This window comes from Saezia sanguinis (assembly GCF_003991585.1).
Classification (GTDB): Bacteria; Pseudomonadota; Gammaproteobacteria; order Burkholderiales; family Burkholderiaceae_C; genus Saezia; species Saezia sanguinis.
This window is the reverse complement of record NZ_PQSP01000001.1, coordinates 307,559-331,745: the sequence shown is the minus strand read 5'-3', so window position 1 is coordinate 331,745 and position 24,187 is coordinate 307,559. Positions and strand designations below refer to the sequence as shown.

General features: G+C 49.4%; 20 protein-coding genes and 1 tRNA gene. 6 read left to right on the top strand and 15 right to left on the bottom strand.

What is annotated here, in order from left to right; all coding sequences use genetic code 11:
- Positions 1–58: 58 nt before the first annotated feature.
- From CUZ56_RS01525 to CUZ56_RS01500, 7 genes are all read right to left on the bottom strand, one after another.
- A complete protein-coding gene (locus CUZ56_RS01525) occupies positions 59–3,457 on the bottom strand; it encodes an Ig-like domain-containing protein (protein WP_275427132.1) in 3,399 nt (1,132 codons plus the stop codon).
- Positions 3,458–3,510: 53 nt separating this feature from the next.
- Positions 3,511–5,034: a hypothetical protein gene (locus CUZ56_RS01520; RefSeq protein WP_126977549.1), complete on the bottom strand. Its 1,524-nt coding sequence runs from the start codon at positions 5,032–5,034 to the stop codon at positions 3,511–3,513.
- Positions 5,035–5,185: 151 nt separating this feature from the next.
- Positions 5,186–6,070 (bottom strand): rhodanese-like domain-containing protein, encoded by an 885-nt coding sequence (locus CUZ56_RS01515; protein ID WP_126977547.1) that lies wholly within the window; start codon positions 6,068–6,070, stop codon positions 5,186–5,188.
- 10 nt (positions 6,071–6,080) lie between these two features.
- On the bottom strand, positions 6,081–6,224 hold the full coding sequence (locus CUZ56_RS15700) for a hypothetical protein (protein WP_162615218.1): 144 nt from the start codon (positions 6,222–6,224) through the stop codon (positions 6,081–6,083).
- Positions 6,225–6,339: 115 nt separating this feature from the next.
- On the bottom strand, positions 6,340–9,387 hold the full coding sequence (locus CUZ56_RS01510; protein WP_162615217.1) for an SdrD B-like domain-containing protein: 3,048 nt from the start codon (positions 9,385–9,387) through the stop codon (positions 6,340–6,342).
- 527 nt (positions 9,388–9,914) lie between these two features.
- A complete protein-coding gene (locus tag CUZ56_RS01505; RefSeq protein ID WP_126977543.1) occupies positions 9,915–10,163 on the bottom strand; it encodes a hypothetical protein in 249 nt (82 codons plus the stop codon).
- A 4-nt stretch (positions 10,164–10,167) separates the two neighbouring features.
- Positions 10,168–10,662, bottom strand: a complete 495-nt coding sequence (locus CUZ56_RS01500; RefSeq protein WP_126977541.1) for a hypothetical protein — start codon at positions 10,660–10,662, stop codon at positions 10,168–10,170.
- Between the two features lie 471 nt (positions 10,663–11,133).
- Here CUZ56_RS01500 and CUZ56_RS01495 point away from each other — a divergent pair, with 471 nt between their 5' ends.
- From CUZ56_RS01495 to CUZ56_RS01485, 3 genes are all read left to right on the top strand, one after another.
- Positions 11,134–11,694 carry a flavin reductase family protein gene (locus CUZ56_RS01495; protein ID WP_126977539.1) on the top strand — a complete coding sequence of 187 codons (561 nt, stop codon included), beginning with the start codon at positions 11,134–11,136 and terminating at the stop codon, positions 11,692–11,694.
- 785 nt (positions 11,695–12,479) lie between these two features.
- Positions 12,480–12,779: a hypothetical protein gene (locus CUZ56_RS01490; protein WP_126977538.1), complete on the top strand. Its 300-nt coding sequence runs from the start codon at positions 12,480–12,482 to the stop codon at positions 12,777–12,779.
- A 53-nt stretch (positions 12,780–12,832) separates the two neighbouring features.
- Positions 12,833–14,371, top strand: a complete 1,539-nt coding sequence (locus CUZ56_RS01485) for a cytochrome c peroxidase (RefSeq protein WP_126977536.1) — start codon at positions 12,833–12,835, stop codon at positions 14,369–14,371.
- 333 nt (positions 14,372–14,704) lie between these two features.
- On the opposite strand, the gene CUZ56_RS01480 is transcribed toward CUZ56_RS01485, so the two are convergent.
- The 6 genes from CUZ56_RS01480 to cysS form a co-directional block, all read right to left on the bottom strand.
- Positions 14,705–14,797: transfer RNA gene (locus CUZ56_RS01480), tRNA-Ser, on the bottom strand.
- Positions 14,798–14,818: 21 nt separating this feature from the next.
- Entirely contained in the window at positions 14,819–16,093 is a 1,275-nt protein-coding gene (locus CUZ56_RS01475) for an aspartate kinase (protein ID WP_126977534.1), read from the bottom strand.
- 164 nt (positions 16,094–16,257) lie between these two features.
- Complete coding sequence (gene tilS / locus CUZ56_RS01470) at positions 16,258–17,256, bottom strand: tRNA lysidine(34) synthetase TilS (protein WP_126977532.1); 999 nt, start codon at positions 17,254–17,256, stop codon at positions 16,258–16,260.
- Complete coding sequence (locus CUZ56_RS01465; RefSeq protein ID WP_126977530.1) at positions 17,240–18,214, bottom strand: acetyl-CoA carboxylase carboxyltransferase subunit alpha; 975 nt, start codon at positions 18,212–18,214, stop codon at positions 17,240–17,242. The genes tilS and CUZ56_RS01465 overlap by 17 nt, the downstream gene beginning before the upstream one ends.
- A gap of 54 nt (positions 18,215–18,268) precedes the next feature.
- Complete coding sequence (locus CUZ56_RS01460) at positions 18,269–18,931, bottom strand: DNA-3-methyladenine glycosylase family protein (protein WP_126977528.1); 663 nt, start codon at positions 18,929–18,931, stop codon at positions 18,269–18,271.
- Positions 18,932–18,946: 15 nt separating this feature from the next.
- Positions 18,947–20,326 (bottom strand): cysteine--tRNA ligase, encoded by a 1,380-nt coding sequence (gene cysS, locus CUZ56_RS01455; protein ID WP_126977526.1) that lies wholly within the window; start codon positions 20,324–20,326, stop codon positions 18,947–18,949.
- Positions 20,327–20,638: 312 nt separating this feature from the next.
- On the opposite strand from cysS, the gene CUZ56_RS01450 reads away from it, so the two are divergent.
- The 3 genes from CUZ56_RS01450 to CUZ56_RS01440 are packed head-to-tail and all read left to right on the top strand — an operon-like array spanning position 20,639 to position 22,593.
- Positions 20,639–21,223: a peptidylprolyl isomerase gene (locus CUZ56_RS01450; RefSeq protein ID WP_126977524.1), complete on the top strand. Its 585-nt coding sequence runs from the start codon at positions 20,639–20,641 to the stop codon at positions 21,221–21,223.
- A 45-nt stretch (positions 21,224–21,268) separates the two neighbouring features.
- Positions 21,269–21,778 carry a peptidylprolyl isomerase gene (locus tag CUZ56_RS01445; RefSeq protein ID WP_126977522.1) on the top strand — a complete coding sequence of 170 codons (510 nt, stop codon included), beginning with the start codon at positions 21,269–21,271 and terminating at the stop codon, positions 21,776–21,778.
- 23 nt (positions 21,779–21,801) lie between these two features.
- Positions 21,802–22,593: a UDP-2,3-diacylglucosamine diphosphatase gene (locus tag CUZ56_RS01440; RefSeq protein WP_126977520.1), complete on the top strand. Its 792-nt coding sequence runs from the start codon at positions 21,802–21,804 to the stop codon at positions 22,591–22,593.
- Positions 22,594–22,625: 32 nt separating this feature from the next.
- Here the strand turns inward: CUZ56_RS01440 and CUZ56_RS01435 are convergent, their stop codons facing one another.
- Entirely contained in the window at positions 22,626–23,450 is an 825-nt protein-coding gene (locus tag CUZ56_RS01435; protein ID WP_126977518.1) for a tRNA threonylcarbamoyladenosine dehydratase, read from the bottom strand.
- Between the two features lie 18 nt (positions 23,451–23,468).
- Positions 23,469–24,176: a tol-pal system protein YbgF gene (ybgF, locus tag CUZ56_RS01430; protein ID WP_239441943.1), complete on the bottom strand. Its 708-nt coding sequence runs from the start codon at positions 24,174–24,176 to the stop codon at positions 23,469–23,471.
- Positions 24,177–24,187 lie beyond the last annotated feature (11 nt).

Below are 24,187 nucleotides of genomic sequence, written 5' to 3'. Positions count from 1 at the left end.
TAGGGACAGGTCGTACCGCTCGCCTGTACCCTTATCAACCTTTATTAGCTCTTTTTTATCAGCGCGGCGTGCCCAAGCTGCCTGCACCACCCATACTGCTGCCACTGCCGCCAAGCCCTGGAGGCAATGAGCCGCCGCCTGGGGTACAAACACCCTGCTGTGCGTTAGGCGTACATGCCGGAGCCATGGGAGTAGCGGTAGCGCCGCTCCAGCCACCATTGATCCAGCCGCCACCACCACCGCCAGAGCCAGAGGTGCTCCAGTTCACAGAAGTGGGCTTGCAGCTTTGCCCTTGCAGGTAAATAAAGTAGCCGCCGTTTCCGCTTTTGACCCATTGCCCGTTAATACACTCATACTGATAGTCCACATAAAAGGGGTACGTATATGAGGTGCAATCGGCAGCACTTGCTGCTTCAGCCGTGCTGGCAGCCACAAAGTTCTGAAGACCCAAGGCCGTAGTACCCTGCGTTTGAACAGCCGCAGAACGTCCCTGCACACTGCCACCCAGCGCTGTTACCCGGTAAGGAATCACAATGCGTGTTTTAGGCGGCAACGTATCTGGAATGTCGGCAAAAAACTCGTACCGAAACTGCGCATCAGACTGCGCCGGCTGAAAGTTCACCTCTTGTGCTTCTATCAAACCATAGTTGGTCAGCGTCAGCTCGCCCGTGCGTACCTCACCTGCCTGCATACCGGCAATATTGATGGACAATGGTTCCAGCAACACAACCGGTGCGGGCACCTGGGTATTGAAGGTAGCTTCGAGTATGACATCGTATATATCCTGAATAGTGGTCTCAGTCACACTGAACTCGATACTCACCAGCTGGTAGTCCATAAAGATGTACTGGCTGCCCGTGACGCCCGGGCGTATACGCAGGCGTCCGCTAACGTCCATATGGTTGGCCACACTGGCACGGTAGGAGTAAACACCTGGCGGCAGCTCTTCAATCAGCGCCATGCCGGCATCATCGGTCACCAACATATACTGCTCAGAGAGAACCACTTCGTTTTGCAGCTTGATTCTCACCCCGCCTACGCCCGCAACCGGCTGACCGCCCTCACCCAAAGTGCCGGTATAAATATCCTCTACCTGAAAACGCATGCCGCCCTGCCCGCTTTGCACAACAGCAACAGCAACCGGCACCGTGCCGCCGGCATCGTTATCGGAACGGATCAGCAAATTAAAGCGGTACATGCCATCAGTTATGGTGGCGTCAGGCTGTGCCACAATTTCCACGGTGGCATATTCGCCTACAGCCACATCGCCCAGTGCTGTTGAGCCGGCAACAAACACCCACTGCGGCGCCGGATTGCCCTGCTCGTCCACTAATGCCACCTGCACATTGGTCGCACTCACCAGACCGCGGTTACCAATAACAAGTTGCTCGGTAACGCTGCTATCTTGCTGCACTCCCGTTTCAATGTAAGTTTGCTCAGGGTACAGGCCTGATGCAGCAGCGATCAGGCGGTAATTCAATTGCAGGCGGGCACGCACACGTGTGCCTGAATCATCGGCCAAGGCAGCCAGAATCACCGTACCACTCTCACCTGCGCTATCGTCTGCTGTAAAAGTAAAGCCAACATCTGCAGACCCGCCAGCAGCAATGTCAATACCGCTGCCCGTATCAATGCGAATACCGTTTGGCAGACTGCCACTCGGCTGATCTTCCGCGCGAATTACCCAGCGCAAGCCCGTGGTATCCGAAGACACTGTTGCGCGCACATTGACCTGCGAAGCATAGTTGCGTGCAGCCGTCAGACTATAACCACTATATGCAAAGCGAACACGGCGAATATCAAAACTGCCCTGCGAATTAACACCACTCTCATCAGGATGCACCGCTGTTACACCATAAACACCTGCATCGGACTCCTGTGGCACAAACTCGTAAGTAAAATTCCCCTGTGCATCAGTCACCACATTGATCTGGCGCTCAAACCCTTTCACTGTAAGCACCAGCTTCAACGGCGTATGCGCTGCAGGCTGGCCACTGGCACGGTTAACTGCATGGCCTGCAATCTCCACCGGGACATCACCATAAGAAACCGCCGGCGTTACCGACTGCACCACACCGGTGTAAGGCGTAGGTGGTACGGGTGGCACAGGCTCAGGTACATCCACCTGAACCTGGCGCACCACGCTTACCTGCTTGCCACTGGTGTTATACACGCGCGCCATCAGTGTGTGCGTGCCATTGTCATCCAGCTCCACAGGCCATGCATACGCATAAGGGGCCTGTGTCACCGTGCCCAGCAAATGCTCGTCGGCATAAAACTCAACGCGGTCAATGCCCAGTGCATCAGCAGCGCTGACTTCAATCATGGTAGATGCAGACAAAACGGCATTATTCGCGGGCGTTACAAACGCGGCACGTGGCACCGGCAATGCAAACCGCACCTCCACAGGCACACTCAAATCGCTGGTGCCATTGGGTGTTTGCGCATCAGCAGTAATGCTGTAGTTTCCTTCAGCGGGCAAGACCACAGGCACGCTGAAATGCCCCTGTGCATTAGCAACCACACGCTCACCTTGCGCAATACCGTTGGCATACACCTGCACAGCAACACCCTGATATGCCAGCCCTTCAACAGTAATTTGAGCCTGGTTTGTTGAAGCACCATTTACCGGGGCGGTAATCTGTGGCACAAACGCCTGTACCACCACCGAGCGTGTTAGCTCTGCTACCTTGCCATATTCGTTGGTTGCACGCACTTTGAGTTCATGCCGGCCATTGTCCAAGCCTGCAATATCCCACAAATAGGTGTAATAATCGGTTTCAGACTGCTGCGCCCATGTCGTCAAAAGCTGATCGTCCACAAACAATTCAATTTGTGTCACATCCACCTGGTCAGACACACGCACTTCTAGCAGTGTTGCTTCGGTCAGCGTGGCATTGGTTGCCGGTCGTATCCAATGCACTACAGGCGTTGTGAAATGCAGTCCGAATGCACGAGGTGTACTCTTAGGCGTAGTGCCAAACTCATACGTTGCATCCGCGCTCAGCGTATATTCACCCTCCTCAGGCAGGACCAGGGTTGTGCTGAAAGTACCATTGCTCTGCGTCACGATGGGGGTACCAACCGCCTCATCATTCAAATACAACTGTACCTGTGCAGCAGCAGGCAGACGGGCCGTTCCCTGTACAGAAACTTCAGGACGGATAACCTCCGAATAAAACGGCTCAAGAATCTGTGGAGGTACCATGAACTCTATTGAACGGGCATCACGATTGATATTTCCATTCACATTCATCACAACAGCACTCAATGCATGAGGCCCATTGGCAACCGAGGATCGGCTATATGTAATGGCATAAGGCTCCTCAGAGGCGCTCCCAATACTTTCTTCATCCAGATAAAATCCTACATATGAAACACCTGCCATGTCGCTGGCCTGTGCCTCAATTTCAAGAATGCCATCTGTAATTGTCTGGCCTCCAGTGGGTTTAACCAGAGCAATCTCTGGTGTTGTTTGCTGATATCGGTAAACTTTTTGTGCACTGTAGGTTATCGTTGAATCCTGATGCGTAGAGCGTACATAAACACGGTACTCTCCTTCAGCATTATGGTTGAAAGTGGTACTGAACTCTCCTTGTGCATTGGCTGTAAATGCCCCCCCCTGATAGCTCCGTTAACGTACAGTGCAAGAGCATCTTGTGGATTGGCTGTTCCTGTCACAGTCATCGCTTGGTGGCTGACAATCAAATCATCCGTTGGATAATTAATGACAGCAGCCCCTGTTTCCAGCCTGATAGGTGTTGTGTATGCTGAAACATTGCCTGCATAATCAACACCTGCAATTCTGATATATGCCACAGGTTCGCGATAAGCATAATTCATCCATGCAGACAAATCATCGCCTTCATCGGAGGCAAAACCTTGGTACTCATAAACAATATCAGTAAAGTCAGCATCCGTTGCAACCTGCATCGCCACATGTTGCATGCCAGTCCCGTCATCTGTTGCTGAGTAGATAATCTTTATAGAAGTAGCATCCACAATCTCTAAAGACTTCAACTCAACGGAGGGTGCTACAAGGTCAGCAGTCACAGCCGTTGTCATTTCTGAAAATACATGCCACGATACCCCGCCATTGAGACTGCCCCGTAACTGTGCATGATACGACTGGTTATGCACGAGCTCCAGTCCGGCAGGCAAGTTGTAACTGCAAAAGTAGCCACCGCAATAAAATTGATTTTCCCCAACAGATCCCTCATCGCTGGAAGCATGCAAAACCTTATTCAGCAACACATTGTCATCTGCATCCCAGACAATCAGATTAAAGGCATCGGAAGGATAAAGATCCCATCCAAACACCATATCCTCTGACTTGTTGATATAAAAATTCGATGTGTAATACAGCCGGATCGGATCTGGATTGATGTACAAAATATCTTCATATTCGGCCTGAAGGTTGACTGCATAAGATGCACCCTGAACATCAGGAGTGAACAAAATTGCCTGCCCATCGCGAATTGCACCCAGCTGCGCACACCCGATCTGTTCATACTGACCTGCGGGCCCCTGGATACCGATGGTTGCCTGGCTTGCCTGGCTGCGATCGCCGCTCAAGTCACGATATTGCAACTGAATCTGATTACTTCCTTCATACAGAATTGCATGAATAATGCCCGTCACCTCTGTTGAGCCCACAAACCTGCCATAAGCCCACTCCGCAATGAACCTGCGGTTAGGTGCCTCTCCTTGCACCTCATACATCAAAGGTGAAAAATATCCCCCATTTTCATAATCAGCCCTGAAATCATCCCAAAACACATACAAAGCATTATTCTGACTGGCAGGCAGGCATGTTGGTGTCTTGATCGCCTGCGGGTTTGAAAACTGGATCGTTCCGTTTTCTGTGATATACACCTTATTAAAAGACTGCCCGTAAAACTCAAAGTCAAACCCCAACTCCACTTCTTGCGGCTCATAAGCCCAATCCCACTCATCTCCTGTTTGAGCCCAGCTTTTGCTCCATGGCATCAGCAGCGCCGTGACCGTAACCAGAAAACAAACCAGTTTCTGCAAATTCAGTTCAAACAACCGCCGACATGCCATTTGCCACATGTGCCATATCTGCATTAACAGCAGGCCCCCGGCCCCAGCTTTCTGAAAATTATCAATACCCATCACTCTATCCTCCATCACCCATCAACTCTGACCAAAATCCATCCCACCATCAAATTGCACCGCATGGCCGCCTCAACACCGCTCCGGCATACGCCTTCATGCGGTTTTGCTCATTGATATAAGCCTCGTATGCCTGGAAACCACCTTGCAACCAAACAACCCGCCCATCATCAGAAGCATGGTGCAGCAAGGCCTGCAATACCCTCACCGATTCATCATCCGGCGCAATCAACACCACCTGAACCGGATACAGGTTCTCCGGTTCAGAAATACCTCCCTGGCCAAGCAATGTGGTTATTGCGGCTTGTGCTGCTGCAACATCATCCAGACCAAACTGCATCCGTGGCGGCTCAGGCAAATGCGCAATATCCTGCTCACTCACCCCTAAAGTCACAACATGCCAGGAAACAGTCTGGCTACCAGCCAAAAACTGATCTGCTCCTATCTGTTGTACATTGCCTGCATCACTTCCCTGCCCTGACAGATGCTTGGGCAATGCCCAAACTCCGCCATTCAATGCATGCACATCAAACCCTGCCTGCCTTAACTGCATGCAAGCCGCATCCAGCATTAATTGGTCAGTACCCGTTCCAACAAGCAGCAAAGAACGACCACGTAAGAACGACCTGTCCTCAATTTCATGAAGACCGACCTGCATGACATTATTTAAAGGGGATGCCTGCCAATCCGGTGAGGGCCGTACATCCAGCCATAACACCCCATCCTGCTGATATACCGGTTGCATCAGCTCATTCCAACTAAGCCAGCATTCGGCATGTAACGGTTGCTTGTGTTCGATCCGCGGCCACCGGTGCTGCTCAGCCTGGGTTGGCTGGCTGCTTTCAAAGCACCCGGCCACCTCACCAGCCCTCCCGTAAACACTGAACATCCCGGCCAGCAGGCCCGCCAGCAAAACAAGTTGCATGTGATTCATTTGATGCTCCTCAGTTTGCCGGCACAGCTACTGTCACAGAATTGTTACTGCCGTCAGGGTTGGAGCATCGTGGAACTTCATAATCTGGTGCCAGTTCCTGCGCACTCCCTTGTCCGGCAATACCTCTCCATGGGATATGTTTCCCACTTTTCATAATCGTTCCTTTTTGAGATTAATTAACTGAGACTTAAAAGCTATGCTTTTTAGTGAATATGCTCATTAGCTTCCATGCTTTTGCTCGCTTTCTATTAACTCATTGGCAGGTATTATTACTGTGAACGTTTTGCAAAGAAGTAGCCTTGTGCCTGCATCTGCGTCCCGAATCTAATATTTGCAATACCACCAGATGGGTTTGCTGTGCCGCCAGCATCTCCAACAGTCGCACTGCCATCGACCATACCCTCTATGCCCCCAACATCTAGCCTGTAAACGTAGGGTTGGAGAGGACTGTTATTCAGCTCATAGAAGGTAAAGTGTCCACTCGCATCGGTATAGACAATGCTGTCCTCTTGAGTCATGCTGGAAGTATTTCTTATATGCCTTAATCTAACCGGAACGCCTTCGATACCGTTTTCAGCTTCATCAAAGACACCATTCCCATTTTCATCTTCATAGACAATACCAGACAAGGAACTGCCTTTCGGATCTGTATTGCTTGCAAATAGGTAATCTCTTGCGTGAGCCCCGTTTGCCAGAACAATTCCGGTCACATACAGATTTGGGCCAGCGTTCATGCCTCCGGCTGAACCAGGTGTAATGACACCATCAAACCGCTCATCAAAATCAATAGCCAGGTTATACGTGCCAGCAGGCAAGCCGCTAAAAATGAAGTTTCCTGATTCATCGGTATGGGTCACTGCAACATTGGCTGGGCCAATTGTGGCTCTTCGTCCAGCTAAGCCTGGTTCCCCTTCATCCTGAACACCATTTCCATTGAGGTCATGGAAAAGTTTGCCCGATATTGAGCCTGTTCCAGGAACATCACGATAAGTAATGGTATATCCTTCAGCAGGTTGTCCTTCTTTAGGCCATACATTAAAGAAAGTCCCTCCTAAGATAGGATTAGCATTTCCTCCTGCATTACCAACTTTACTGGTAGAGAGAAACAGCCCTTCTTTATGTAATAAGGTTAATGTGTAGTAAACGTTTCCTTTGATATTGTGGAAAACAAAGTTACCCTCAGCATCGGTATAGGTAAATTTCTCCCAGTACCTGCCACCAATATAGGTTGTTAACACCACTTTGATGCCTTCAACATCACACCCCGTGTTACACACAGCCTGGCCAGATAACGAAGTCGTTCCAAAAGCCTGCTTCATAAAGTTATAACCTGTTGCATCGTCTCCAGAAAACAATGTAATATCCGTTACTTTCCCTGGTTGAGACGTACCACCGGAAGTTCCTGCCTGGGCCCGAATGTCCTCCATACCATCGACATCGGATACCTGTAAGGTATAAGTCCCCGCAGCCAATCCAGTAAACTGATAAAAACCGAGCTCATTCGTCTGCACTGTCATTGCAACAGAGCCGCCCTGAATATTTTGTTCACTCAATATCACCGCCACATTCATGATGCCGGACTCGCCAGCGTCCTGCACACCATTGCCGTTCATGTCCGCATACACCACCCCCGACAAAGAAGCCTGCATTGGCAGTACAGTCGTCTGCTTGACAAAGTCATACCCTGTAGCATCAACCTGGCGCCCTAATGCAATCTGGGTAATCAACCCTGTTTGCACCTGCCCGCCAGCACTTCCTGCGTAAGCTGCTACATCTTCAAGACCGCTGACTGAACCCGCCTCCAGTGAATATGTTCCTGGCTGTAAACGCGTGAAACGGAATTCGCCTGCCTGGTTGGTATGAGCGGTTAAGGATACATCGTCGCTACTGTCAGTCAGCCCGCGCAAAGTAACAGGCGCTACTGGCAAAGGCTGGTTTTGCCCGCTCACAAGCTGGTAAACATGGCCGCTGAGGGTGGAGTAATCTCCCCTGACAAAAGCAATTGAATAAATGCCTGTTGAATTTGCATCAAACACATTCAAAAAATAAGACCAGGTCAAATCACTGTTACGCGTTTGAGAAAACCAGGCGTTTTCCGGTGCCAGCACCTTGCCATCAGAACGGGTTACAGAAATTCCATCGGCTTCACCATGAAACGGGTCATCCACCTTCGCATAAACAAACCCCGGCGCAGCAGAAAATGTCAATTGTGCTTGTGCCCCGGAAACACTCAACTGAGAAGTTGACGACTGGTCACTGACCAGCGTATCCACATTGTCCGACTCATACACCCGCAGCACATCAACGTCTCTTGCCAGAAAATCGCGAATACCATCGCGTCCCGGCAAATCCACCAGCACATCATGCACCAGCGTATGCGTATGCACACTGTCAATCAGCGATGTCAAATCTCCGCCCAGGCTATCGTCATGCGTAAAGCTGGCGTCGAACTCAACAAACCGGCCCATCAATGTGGTCACCATATTCCAGCGCCCCACCTTGGCAGCCCCTGCGGCAATATCACCAAAATTAAGCAACAGACTTTTCCCGGCCAACTGGTCCGAAACATACCCGCCTAAAATCTCAAAACCAATCAGCAGGTTCAAACGGTTTTCCACAATCTTGGGTTGTGCCGACTCAATCGTCGTCTTGGAAGAAACGCCTTCGCCCGTGTTCTGAATTCTCACACCCAGCGTAAACGGTATCTGCGGCTCCACCTCTTCCGTAAAAGGATCATCTGCATACACATCGTCCGGTAAAAAATAATCCAGCACCAGCATAGGCATCGGTTTCACCACAATAAAGTCCGGCGCGACTTCAACCGTTGTCACTACACCATTCAGCGTATATGTCACCTTTGCGCCCACATAATACAAAGTACCGGAACCGGTTGCCGTGCCTGCAGAAGGAATAATTAGCCAATGCATCTCTGCAGAAGAATCAGCCGCAATGGATTCTGTGCCATCTATCGCATTAATGCCTTCCAAAGAATCCACCCTGTAAAAAAACTGAGCCGCTGTTGCATTAGGATCCTGTGTGCCCACAACCAACTCTTCATTGGCATCCATGAACAAAAGCTGTACCTCAACATTTTCAATGGCAGAATCAGTCAACCCGTTGCGGATCACCATCTTGGCATCAAAAGCCTGGCGCTCCAGGGAAAGCTTTTGCTCAATAACAATCTTCACTTCAGCGCAAACCGCGCTGTTTTGAGCCCAGACCTGCTGCCCCGCAGGAATTAACCATAACAAAACCGCAAGCGCCCAAAGCAACCACGGTCCACACTTGTTTACACCCCATTTTTGATACATATTCATTTTGCTTTCCATCCATTCATGCGATAGCACCAACGATTCCCCTCATGCACACACAGCCCATTGATCCCGACTAACACATGTGCCAAATTACAAACCGCACTTATCAGCCAGTTGTGCAAAGTGTAAAAATACAAATTCAAGTTATGTGAACGCCTGCATTGCCATTTGTCCTTCTTTTATATTTTTTGGGAACAGAGAAGCACACGGTCTTCCAGACAGGCAAGCAGTATTCAAACTAGGAAAAAATCAGAGCAAGGTCTGATGTCCATTACACATCATGGCAGTTACAACGCATAGCGTCATCGTGTCTATACGCATGCCAGGTTTATTCATCATCTCCCCAATACAGCAACTATGCTTTCCAACAAAAAGCAAATCACCACCAACAGCAATACACCTGCCTTAAGCAACTTGCTCCATATATTTCTAGGCTTTACTCGTATCATTTTCATCACACACCTTTGCTACACCATTTGAACTAAACCATCATCTGTAGGAAACAGTGGCCCTGCCTCTCCAGTTACAACTTAAGCATTGGTATGTCCATGCCACAACAAGCCCAGCACGCTCAGCATGAGAGCCAGATCGGCAATGCCAGGCATACTCTTGACAAAATAAGGCTGAAACACTGCCACCATGGCGGCCACCAACACCAGGGTATAGATCAACCTCGAACGCTTGCAACAACAGCAATTCAGTTTGACGATAGAAATAAAAATCACTGCCAATCCAAGTATCAGAACCAGGAAAGCCAATGCATAATAAGTATGAGACATCTGATTACTCTCCCATTTTTTTGTTAAAAATGCGATTGGCGATTTTTTTCCCGGCACTTAGCATCCAGTCAATTACCTGATACCAGTCATCTCCAATCAAACCAATAATCAATGCCACTGGTGCAATCAGAAAATCCACTTCCAGCTCTGGCATAAAACCGACCGTTAGCTTGGCAATCACTGTTGTCAACAAAATTGCCGTAAAAACCACCCGTACAAAATAAAAGACACTGCTGCTCTTGCTCTCGGTTGTACGCCTGCCCAGCGACCATGCCGCCCCGGTTGCAGCCGCAAACATGATCAGCAGATAAGGACCGATGACCATCGCAACCGAAGGTCCAAAAATCGAAGTCGTCATTACCACAAACAACTGCATCACATCTGTGTTATCACTCATCATTCCTCCAATAAAAAACCACCTTTTCCCAAAGGTGGTCATAGCGTAAATGGGGATGACATTTTTATGTGAACCTTCATAAAATCGCTCACAGGCTTGCATCTAGTCTTTTTATGCCTTCTGACTCAATGTTTGAGTAAATGCTATCTGACAAGCACGCACAAATATGCATACCTAAACGGCGCTGGAAAGCGCTAAAGCATTTGGCTATGAAGGGCTAGCTACGCTTAGATATGTAACTTGCAGTTGTGTGAAGTGCAATGCATGGGTATTGCCGCTACACCAGTTTGAAGTTTGAGATACAAATATGTAACATTATTCAGAATTCATATAGCATGCTTGATCACAACATATTGGCTTCTTTTAATTGGGTTGGTGAGGCAACACACTGCCCAAGAGAAATCATTGAGCATGCTTTGGCACATAAAGGAAACGAAGTTCAACTTTGAGCAAGGTCTTAGAGATTAACAATCCTCACAGGTAGTACACTTTTGCACCATACTCAAATACTGAAGCTAAAAGAACATTAAAGTCTGATATTTCTGTATGCAGATATTTATTTAGGAGACAATTATGCACAAGCGGCAGATAAAAGAGGATTTACCAGTACATTTAGTACGCCGCTACCTTGAGCCAGGTCCTGTTGTTTTAGTCTCATCCTATTGGCAAGGTCAAATGAATATCATGACTTTGGGCTGGCATTGCGTAATGGAGTTTACCCCTTCTCTGATTGGCTGCATGATTTCTGAAGGCAATTACAGTCATTACTTGATTCGAAGTAGTGGCGAATGCGTCATCAACATACCAACGGCAGATATAGCAGAAAAGGTAGTAGGTATTGGAAATAGTACAGGAGCAGAGATTGATAAATTCAAGATATTCAAACTCACAGCTGATACTGCACAGAAGGTAAAAGCGCCATTAATTCGTGAAGCATATGCCAGCTTTGAATGCAAACTGTTTGATAAAACATTGGTCAAACGAAGAAATTTTTTTGTATTCGAAGTCGTGAAAGCGCATGTTATCGCTACCCAAACTGCTCCTCAAACACTACACTACAAAGGTGATGGATTGTTCATGGTGTCAGGTAAAACAATTGACTTGAGTTCGCAATTCCGTCCTGAAATGCTATAGGACCTATTGACTCAGTTCCACAACAGTCAGTACAGATCCGATCTCTGACTCGCTAATTTTTGATGATGCCCATTACTATAAACCCTTGTACCCAAAATCATCTGCCATCCACATAAATCGCACATGGGGGATGTAAAGTAAGCAAAACTGCTTTCCATACCAGTAATGCACTGATAGAGGTATCCTCCGCTTGAGTATCAAGAACCCCTTAAACAGCGACACATTCGACATTCATACACTCAGCCACGCCGACATCTAGCCAACATCGCCAAAGACACTGGACACGGCTACATAAAAAAACTGCTGGTGAAAAGTGCCTGCTACTTGTCATTTTGCCACAATGCTGTTCCTTCTTTTGGGATGGAACGCTTTTGATCGCTGTTTTTTCTAAGGCCAGATTGGCATACATCTAGTTATGCACCCTCCCTTTTCAACCCCCTGCGTTCAAATCATTGGTGCTTTCATGGTTAATTGATCTCCAATCAGGCATTGACAACAATAGACACATCTCCACTGCTATTCATGCGTTGACAGCATCCTTATAGCTACTTGCTCTGAACCTGTCCTATATGCGTTCGCCTTCAATAAGAGCGCCTAGAAAATATCTACTTCACCCTGGAACGTCAACAGGGTATACCCGGTACACATTTCAATCTCTGCAACTGGAGAATAGGCTCCAACAATCACCTACAAGCTCATTAAATGAGAACTACAAAAAATGCTGATGCAATTAACGTAACAAGATCAGCAGTTTGTATTAAAACAATAAATGGAGACAACAAACGATGATGACAATAAGTCGAACTTTGATTCCCGGGGCACTTCTTTTTTTCATTTCAGGCGTTTCAACAGTGCAAGCACTCGTACCAGAAATTGCTTTAGGCATGTACCGTGCCAGTGGTGCAAACAACTACGATCTTTTACCTAATACCATCAACATCATTGGAGCATCCGATAACGCGCAGCTGCAATTTATGTCAGGCCCTGTGACAGTAAATGGCTCATCTTCCAACCACCCTGATTTCAGTATGCGAGCTGTGACCAGCAGTTCAATTACTGTGGGCAATGATTTAACCCTCATCTAGGGTACAAAAAGTATATCAAGAATATACCTGTATACTTTATGGAGAAAAGACTCATGAAAAAAGTAATCTCTATTGTGGGAGTATGCGCAGTCGTATTTGTGATTGGCTATCTGGCACTATCACTTTACGCTTGGCAATATGACAAACAAAGAAGTGTCAATATGCCAGAACTGGCTTTAGCTCCTGAGTCAAATAAAGAAATCCTGACCTTGTTTGCGCAAAAAGGATGTGATTATTGTCATGTTCCATCTACGGAACTGCCATTTTACTCATCCTGGCCAATCGCCAACCAGTTGATGAGCTATGACGTAAAACTGGGGTATTCCTCATTCAGCCTGCAACAGGTTTATGAGGCATTGCTCAACGATCAACCCGTTTCCCAAAGTGACCTCAATAAAATCGAGTGGACAATGGTCAATGGCACAATGCCCCCTACCCGCTACATTGCGCTTCATTGGGCCGGTCACCTCAGTGAACAGGAACGTGTAACGATTCTCAATTGGATTGCTAAACAACGGGCTGAATACTATGCCAGCAATGATATGGCACCCGAGCGCCGTAACGAGCCTGTTCAGCCTATTCCCAGACACCTGCCGGTAGATGAATCCAAAGTCGCTTTGGGATTCAGGCTTTACCACGACCCGCGTCTTTCAGGAGACAGTACTATTTCCTGTGCGCACTGTCATGCGCTCAATGCAGGAGGAGTAGATGGGCGAAAAACATCTATTGGTGTTGGCGGAGCCGTTGGCCCGATCAATGCGCCTACGGTATTTAACTCCGTATTCAATATTGAACAGTTTTGGGATGGCAGAGCAGCAACACTGCAGGAACAGGCAGGCGGCCCGCCTTTAAATCCGATTGAGATGGCATCAAAATCCTGGGATGAAATCATCAGCAAGCTCTCGCTTGACCCCGTGCTGACAAGAGATTTCCATGCAGTTTATCCTGAAGGCTTTACCGGAGCAACCATTACCGATGCGATTGCAGAGTTTGAGAAAACATTGCTTACTCCAGATGCTCCTTTTGACCAATGGTTACGTGGCGATGAAAATGCCCTGACCGCACAAGAAAAGCGCGGCTACGAACTCTTCGTTGCGAACAAATGCGCCACATGCCATGGCGGTATCATTATGGGAGGTCGTTCCTTTGAGCCACTTGGCCTGAAAGAAGATTTCAATTTTGGAGAAGTCACCGCTGCTGATATTGGCAGAATGAATGTCACCGAAGAACAAAGAGACCGGCTACGCCAGAAAGTCCCTGGGCTTAGAAACGTCGCCATCACAGGGCCTTACTTCCACCGCGGTGATGTCACCACACTGCACGAAGCTGTTCAGTTGATGTTACGCCATCAGGTAGGTCGCAGCCTGCCCAACAAGGATATTGACGACATTGTAGCCTTCCTTAACAGCCTCACAGGTGTGTACAAGCCTTATATTCAGAAGCAAGAAAGCCTGGTACAACCTGATCAGAGCGTCACATCTGAGGGTGCTGATCCTACAGACTTACAACAAAGCAGCATTGATACACTGACCGCTACGCCCGATAAATTCGTCACGGCAGATAATGTGAACAGGCAACCTGTTGTTCATTAATCATCAGACTCCGGGTTTAATACATTAAACCCGGGTATCCGCCCGCGTACTAAGTTGCTTTACTACGCTTTGCTAAGCTCCTATGCTTAATACATGATTCATCTTTAATCCCGCCTCCGTATCCATCCCCTGGCGGGATTTTTTATCCACCAAAGTGCGATTAGAACAGAAGAATTCCCTCTTCTAATCACCAATATCCAGGATGAGGCCTTCGCAGTTAATGACTTTCTTCACATGGTCATCAAATCCAAAACTTAATCATGGGTATAAATATGGGCATATACATTTCAAAATAAAAAAGCCTAGTTAAATTAATTAACTAGGCTCATATTTTGGCGGAGACGGAGGGATTCGAACCCTCGATGCAGCTCATCACCACATGCTCCCTTAGCAGGGGAGTACCTTCAACCTCTCGGCCACGTCTCCGTAAAGATTGGCTATTATGCCCTATTTTTTAACTTCTTCCAAGTTAAAGGCCTTATGCAGAGCTCGGACAGCCAGTTCCATATACTTTTCGTCAAGCACCACAGAGGTTTTAATTTCACTGGTAGAAATCATCTGAATATTGATACCTTCTTCGCTCAATGCGCGAAACATATCACTGGCAACCCCCACATGGCTGCGCATGCCGATACCAACGATGGATACTTTACAGATTTTGGTATCACCTTCCAAGGATACACCTTGGCCCAAGTGAGGCACAACCTGATCTTTCAGCACTTCCATTGTGTGAGCATAATCACCGCGCTGCACGGTAAAGCTGAAATCAGTAAACCCTTCCTTAGAGGTATTCTGGATAATGACATCCACCTCAATATTGGCCGCAGCAACCGCACCCAGAATCTGGTACGCAATACCGGGCTTGTCAGGCACGCCCAGCACAGAAACTTTGGCTTCATTGCGGCTGAAAGCAATTCCGGAAATGACTGCTTGTTCCATCATATTTTCATCTTCCTCAAAAGTAATCAAGGTGCCTGAGTTGGCTTCTTCGTTGATGTCAATGTCCCAAGGCGTAAAGCTGGAGAGAACGCGCGTAGGTACATGGTATTTGCCGGCAAATTCCACAGAGCGAATCTGCAATACCTTGGAACCCAGGCTCGCCATTTCCAGTATTTCTTCAAAGCTGATGCTATTCAAGCGCCTGGCCTCGGGAACAATGCGCGGATCCGTTGTATAAATACCATCCACATCGGTAAAAATCAGGCATTCATCGGCTTTAAGCGCTGCAGCCACAGCCACCGCAGATGTATCAGAGCCCCCACGCCCCAGCGTGGTGACATTGCCTTGGGGATCTATCCCCTGAAAACCCGTGATAATAACCACACGCCCTGCATCCAGGTCTTTCAATACCTTGGTACCATCAATACTGAGAATACGCGCTTTGGTATAGGCGTTATCCGTATAAACAGGCACCTGCCAGCCGGCATAGCTGACTGCATCCATGCCCTCGGCTTGCAATGCAAGCGATAACAACCCCACGGATACCTGCTCGCCTGTTGCCGCAATGGCATCCATCTCGCGCAAGACACGTTCATTGGGAACTTCTGGTGTCAGCTCATTGGCCAAACCCAGCAGACGGTTGGTTTCTCCACTCATGGCCGATGGAACCACCACCATTTTGTGCCCTGCACGCGCCCATTTGGCTACGCGTTTGGCAACATTGCTGATGCGTTCAACCGAACCCATGGAGGTTCCGCCATATTTATGAACAATTAAAGCCATTGTCGATAAACCTACAATATTGAGACCACATGCACTCAAAACATGAGCGCAGAACGGTTTATTTTAATAGGCCTCAAGCGCGTGTAAACATTTATTTACACAAGACAGGTTAAAACACTAGAACAATGCAGGATACTTACAACAACCGGGCTGAGCGAGCCTTCTCATTGCGGCCGGTATTGTAAAACAGCGTTATTCCGTACAACCACACCATGGCCGATCTTGAGATCAATGCTGTGCCCGCGCGTTTGGCAGGCGTCAATTTGCCTGAGCAGTTCTTCAAGCTGCCTGGTGCTGGCTGCTGTATGGTGAAATTGTCTCAACCAATAGCGCAGCGCATTAGCCTGTCTTGCAGTTGAAAGGGTTTGTAAAGCTTTGATGGCTGGCGGATTGCCTGTCATCTGCAAATCCTGTTCTGCCAGTTCACTTAAAAGGATTTGTGCATGCGCCGCATGGGTAGCACTGCGTGCAAACGTCTGCCGGTATTCCGGAAATGCCTTTGCTATGGCAGGAAGCACATCCAGCCGGATGCGGTTACGGATATAGCGCCTGTCCTGGTTGGTGGGGTCTTCCGTCCAGATAATGTTTTGCTCACTGAGCCAGTTGCGTAAAGCCTCACCTCCCACAGACAATAAAGGGCGGGCAAAACACACACCATGCCGCTCGAATACCGCCGGCATACAGGCAAGTCCAGGCAACCCGGCTCCACGCGACAGTGCCAGTATCAGCGTCTCCACCTGGTCATCTGCATGTTGAGCCAGCAGAACACAGTCCGCATGTTGCTGATGTGCCATATCGGCCAGCGCACGATAGCGGTGAACACGTGCCGCATCTTCGGGACTTTCTCCAGGCAAATGGCGTGCATCCACATGCTGTTCAAATAACGGAATACGCCACACCTCGCATTGCTGCTGGCAATGCTGCCAAAACGCATCTGCAGCATCCTGCAACCCATGGTGCACATGCAGAGCAATCACTTTGTCAGGCCATTGTCGCGCAGCAGCCAGCAATAGCGCCGTTGAATCGGCCCCGCCACTGTAGGCTATAGCAATGCGACCAACATCAGAGAATTGTTCTTGATTTTCAGTCAAAAAGCAGGACAGCGCTGCATCGGCTGGTCCTGCCGGAATGGCGGCAAATAACGGATTATTTTTTACTGGCATCCTTGAAACGCCCATAACTCATCAGGCGTTCATACCGCTTGGCCAGCAAGTCCTCAACTTTCAGGTCCTGAAGTTGGCGCAAAGCTTCCGCCAACTCCTGCTTCAATGCCTCTGCCATTGCCTGTGAATCACGATGCGCACCACCGGAAGGCTCATGAACGATTTTATCGACAATGCCTAAAGGCTTCAGCCGTGCGGCGGTAATGCCCAGCGCTTCAGCCGCCTGCGGTGCATTGTCTGCCGTCTTCCACAGAATAGAAGCACAACCTTCTGGTGAAATAACGGAATAGACAGAATACTGCAACATCAGCAGTTGATCACATACGCTGATAGCCAAAGCACCGCCAGACCCACCTTCGCCAATAATGGTTGTGATGATGGGCACTTCAAGCTGGGCCATTTCATAAATATTGCGCCCGATCGCTTCACTCTGCCCTCTTTCCTCTGCGCCAATTCCCGGATAAGCCCCAGGCGTATCAACAAAGGTGAATACAGGCAGGCCGAATTTTTCTGCGGTCTTCATCAAGCGAAGCGCTTTGCGATACCCTTCGGGCTTACTCATACCAAAATTACGTTTGGTGCGCTCTTTGGTATCGCGGCCTTTTTGATGCCCGATCACCATACACGCATACCCATTAAAGCGGGCCAAACCACCCACAATAGATTGGTCATCAGCGTAATGCCGGTCGCCATGCAACTCCTGAAAATCAGTGAACATGGCACGGACATAGTCCATCGTGTACGGACGATCAGGGTGGCGGGCAACTTTGTTGATCTGCCAGGGCGTCAGTTTGGCATATATATCTTTGGTTAATTGCTGGCTTTTTTTCGTTAACCGCCGTATTTCTTCAGAAATATCAACGGCCGATTCGTTTTGCACATGCCGCAATTCTTCTATTTTGCTTTCGAGCTCTGCAATGGGCTGCTCAAAATCGAGAAAATTTCTTTTGTTACTCAACGCTGCTTCTCCTCAACGCACATGGCATTTTAGCGCACTTTGTGGTCGGTCCGTTTAATAAGCTACCGGTAGTGGATCCAGACTGCGCCAGATATACCAGGTCGCCACTGTCCTGTAAGGGGTCCAGGCCTCGCCAAGTTCTCTGGCTTCGGCTCTGGAGACGGGTTCTCCCGAAAAATAAACTTGACTGATTCCTTTAATTAAACCGACATCATCCAGTGGAAACACATCGGGCCTGAACATGTGAAATATCAGAAACATCTCAGCCGTCCAGCGACCAATGCCGCGCACAGCAACCAACTCAGCAATAATGGCCTCGTCGTCCATCTGCTGCCATTCTGCAGAGCGAATTTTACCGTCGGCAAAATGGGCAGCCAAATCACGTATGTATTCTACTTTACGGGCAGACAGTCCTGCTGAACGCATCTGCTCAATCGATAAGGATAACACGCTTTCCGGCTTCAAACGCCACTGATCCATCGGGACCAACTGCACGAACCTGTCCCAGACAGATTGAGCGGCCTTGACCGAAATTTGCTGCCCAACGATCGAACGCGCCAGCGTGACAAATGCATTGCCTCTGGACTCCAGGCATCCTTCAGGGTACTGTGCAATCAAACGGCGCATGATGCGATCCCGTTTGGACAGATGCGCACAGGCCTCTGCCCAATAGTCGGGCAAGATAACCTGGTGCGTTTTCTTTTTTACAGGGGTCATCACAGGTTCCGGGGCTCAGCTCTTTTTCTGCCAGGTTGTTCCAGCAGCACTGTCCTTAAGTTCAATACCTTTGTCGGCCAGCTCTGCGCGTATGGCATCCGCACGGGCAAAATCCTTCGCTTTTTTAGCTGCAGCACGCTCTTCAATCATTGTATTGATCCAGGCCTCGTCTTCCGCAGTACTGCCAGCATGCATAAAATCCTGCGGTTGACGCTGCAGCAAGCCCAATATACCACCCAGTTGCCGCAATAATGCGGCCAGCTCACGTGACTGGCTGCGGTTCACCTCGGCAGCCAGCTCAAACAGCACGGCGATCGCCTCCGGGGTATTAAAGTCATCATTCATGGCGACAGCAAAGCGCTCAGCCAGCGGGTGCTGCATATCGGGCTGCACACCTTCAGGGCTCACCAGATCCAGCGCGGTATATAAACGCAGCAACGCTGCATGCGCATCGTCCAGATGCGTATCACTGTAATTCAATGGACTGCGGTAATGCGCGCGAATGATAAAAAACCGTACAGTTTCCGGGTCATAACGCTCAAGCACTTCACGAATGGTAAAAAAATTACCCAGTGATTTGCTCATTTTTTCATTGTCGACACGCACAAACCCGTTGTGAATCCAAAACCGCGCCATGGTTTTGCCAAATGCACCTTCACTTTGGGCTATTTCATTTTCATGGTGTGGGAACTGCAAATCAGCCCCACCGCCGTGGATATCAAACGACTCGCCAAGCAGTGCATGGCTCATCGCCGAGCACTCAATGTGCCAGCCCGGCCGGCCCAATCCGTAAGCCGACGGCCACTTGGCCTCATCCGGTTCATTGGCTTTGGCACTTTTCCACAGCACAAAATCCAGCGGGTCCTGCTTGCCGTCCAGCACTGCAACCCTTTCGCCGGCACGCAACTCATCAATGGATTTACCAGACAATTTGCCGTATGCGGGAAATTTGCGGACGGAATAATCCACGTCTCCCCCATCCGCCTGGTATGCCAGCCCTTTTGCCTGCAGGCGTTCGATGATATCCAGCATTTGTGGCACATACTCTGTTGCACGCGGCTCATGTGTCGGACGTTCAATGAAAAGCCGGTCTGCATCTTCATGCAATGCCGCAATCATGCGGTCCGTCAATGACCTGATGGACTCGCCATTTTCCAGCGCACGTTTGATAATCTTGTCATCAATATCCGTGATATTGCGTACATAAGTCACCTGGTAGCCACACGCTTTCAGCCAGCGCTGGATGATATCAAACACCACCATGACACGTGCATGTCCAAGATGACACAGATCGTAAACCGTCATCCCGCAGACATACATGCGAACATGATTATCATCTTGTGGTGTAAACGGCTCCAACTGCCGTCCCATGGTATTAAAAATATGGAGCGCCATGAAATGAATATCTGTATTTTTACTGAATTAATTTGTAGGCAGTTATCTAAAATATCTGCCCAAAGCATTCAACTCTTTAAGAAACGATACATTGGTTGCATTGCGAATCGGGTGCTGCATAAGGTAAGCCGGGTATGGCAATTCGGAAAAACCATGCACCTTTACATGCAAGCCACTACAATGCTTTCTCATCAGAAAGGTGTATTAGTATAAACGGCTCACTGAGAAAATGCTCATATTTCTGTGAATTCAGCTTCTCTTTATCCAGTTTATACACATTGCCTTCTATTTGAACCAAGCAAGGAACTCCATATGACAACTCGCCGCCAGATGCTGGTCATGGGCACCCTGGGTGCCGTTTGCGCAACAACACTGACAACGGCCGCTTATGCCCAGTCATTACCGCAGGTAACCCTGAAAACAAGTCTGGGCAATATCGTGCTTGAAATTGACACACAAAATGCCCCAGTCACAGCCGCCAATTTTCTGCAATACGTGCGCGAAGGGTTTTATGATGGCACCGTTTTTCACCGGGTCATCAGCAATTTTATGATCCAGGGTGGCGGCATGACCCCTGATATGCGCCCCAAACCAACCCGTTCCCCGATTCAACTGGAAACCTCGCCTCAACTGCGCAATACCCGCGGTGCCGTCGCAATGGCCCGTACCGCCAATCCAAACTCGGCAACGGCCCAGTTTTTCATCAATGTCAAAGACAATCCCAATCTGGATGCGCCCAATCCTGATGGTTATGGCTACGCCGTTTTTGGCCGTGTGGTGTCAGGCATGGACGTGGCTGACAAAATCCGCGCTGTGCAAACCCAGTCAGTCGGCCCGCACCAGAATGTGCCGGTTACAGCCGTGGTCATTGAAAAAGCCACAGTAACTCAAGAGTAAAATTTTCCATTTACCCATTTATTCATTGAAACAAGGATCATGAGCATGAGCAACCCGCAAGTCGAACTTCAAACCAATAAGGGCACCATTCGTCTGGAACTGAACGCTGAAAAAGCACCGGTAACCACTGAAAACTTTCTGAGTTATGTGAAGTCCGGCCATTATGATGGTACGGTTTTTCACCGGGTCATCAATGGCTTCATGATCCAGGGCGGCGGCTTTGGTGCAGGCATGAAAGAAAAGAACACACAGGAGCCCATTCAGAATGAAGCTCAAAACGGCCTGAAAAATGACAAATACACCATTGCCATGGCACGTACCTCTGACCCGCACTCCGCATCAGCCCAGTTTTTCATCAACGTGGCTGACAACGACTTTCTCAACCACACCAGCCCAACCGCACAAGGCTGGGGCTATGCGGTTTTTGGCAAAGTCATTTCCGGCACCGATGTGGTTGATGCCATCAAAGGCGTACGCACTGGCAACCATGGCTTTCACCAAGATGTGCCGGTAGAAGATGTTGTGATTGAAAAAGCAACCGTCATCGGCGGTTGATTCTTTACACGTTCTGCCCCACAGTGTCAAAGCATCTGTCTTTTCGCCAGCTTGAACTCCCAGCGTCATACCAGACGCTGGATTTCATTGCAGACATGCACCTGGATGCCGGCCATCCGCACACCTTTGCCGCCTGGCGACATTACATGCAGGACAGTCCGGCAGATGCCATTTTCATGCTGGGCGACCTGTTTGAAACCTGGGTCGGTGACGACATACTGAAAGCACCCTACCCGTCAGGCGATTTTGAGCGCCAGTGTATGGCCGTCATTGCCCAAGCAGCACACGGCAGGCGCATTTATTTCATGCATGGCAACCGGGACTTTGCGCTCAGCAGCTATGCCGCCAGCCTGGCACATATGCAAAAACTTGCAGACCCCACCCTGCTGCGCTGGCAGGGGCAGCACGCCATCCTGACACATGGGGACCTGTTGTGCATTGACGATGTGAACTACCAGAAATACCGCCGCATCGTACACAACCGCATTTTCCAGCGCGTGGCGCTGCTGCTGCCATTGAAAACCAGAATGGCAGCCGCCCAAAAAATACGCCGCAAAAGCGAAGCCACTAAAAAAAGCAACCGCCCAAGCATCATGGATGTGAACACCGATGAAGTCAAACGCTGGCTTGACACGGCACAAACCTCTTTAATGATTCATGGCCATACACATCGTCCGGCAGATCACTCACTACCCGATGGGAAACAGCGTATTGTATTGACCGACTGGGATTTGGATAATGAAACCAATCCACGTGCCCAAGTATTACGCTGGCAGGCAGGCCAGAAGCTGCAACGCATTTCGCTGGCAGGCTAAAACCTTATACGCGTTTATTCAAAAATAGGGCTTCAGTGCCCATGTGCCAGATCATGCAGAATCTGACCAGCAGCCACCATACCAAAGGTTGCGGTTACCGCCACCACGGAGCCATAACCATGGCAGTTCAGCGAACCATCCACAGCACCGCTCTCTGTCTGGCAGGCTGCATCAGGCTGCTTCACATTTTCACGTGAGAATACGCAGCAGACCTTCATCCGGCCTTTACGCGCAAAGCCATATTCTCTGCGCAAACGGTAACGCATCTGTGCCAGCAGCGGATCATGTGTCACATCGGCCAGATCACCCACTTCGACAAACTGTGCCAATTCTTTTCCGCCTGCCGCACCCACGCTGATAAAGTGCTGCCTGTGCTGCGCAGCCCACGACGCCAGCAATGCTTTGGCTCTGACCTGATCACAGGCATCGATAATGGCATCCACAGGAGCCGGTAAAATCATCGGCCAGTTGCTGTTGTTATCAGAAACAGAAGCCGGTTCAACAAACTCTTCCACTGCATGGATAACACAATCCGGATTGATCTGTGCAAAGCGTTGCTGCAAGGCATGTACCTTGGCCATGCCCACAGTCGCATCCAATGCATGAATCTGGCGATTGATATTAGACTCGGCCACCTGATCAAAATCAATCAGCGTAATGGCGCCAATGCCACTGCGCACCAGCGCTTCTGCCGCCCAGGAGCCTACCCCGCCCACACCAACCACTGCAACGTGTGCCGCGCGGATACGGGCAGCCCCTTCGGTTGAATAAAGGCGTGAGAGTCCGCCAAAACGTCGCTCTTGATCCACAGCTTTGGTCAATTCAAATATCAGGCATGCACCATATAACAGGTGCATGCATATCCGAGCAAAACATCAACGGATTTGCGCCAGCCGTTTTCTGGCTTCGTTCGCCGCCTCGGTCTGAGGATAACTCTGCACCAAACGCTCCAGTGCCGCACGTGCAGCACGGGTGTTTTTCAGTTCAACCTGGCAGTTGGCAATGGCCAGCAGCGCATCAGGTGTACGGACATGGTTAGGAGACGCATCCACCAGTGCGGTAAACGACTTCACCGCATCGGCATACTGCTTGGTGCCATATTGCGCATTGCCCAGCCAGAAATTCACCGAGTCCAGATAACCGCTCTTGGGCCAGCGCAGAATAAAGCTTTGAAACAACGTGACTGCGCCGGCATAATCAGCCTGCCGCAGTTTTTCCATGCCGGCTTCATAATCGCTGATCTCCTGCGGCTGCGCCGTAAACGATTTGCCATCCACAGCCACATCGCGCGGCTGGGTCTGTTCTGACTGCGTGCGCGCCGAGCGCTCCAGTTCTTCAATACGTCCACGCAATACAGCAATCTCACTGCGCAATTCCTGTATCTGGCTGGAAAGCGCAAGAATACTGTTGGCCTGGTTTTCCGACGTTGCACGCTGGGTATCCATGCGCTGACGCAACTCCAGAATAGCTTTACGGGCCTCGTCATCGCTGAATGCCTGTGCAGCGCCCAACGGCCCCAGCATCAAAGCCAGAGCCAGACAGATCCGTAGACGTAAAGAAAAAGTGGTGTGCACGGCGTTCATCCTTCCTTATA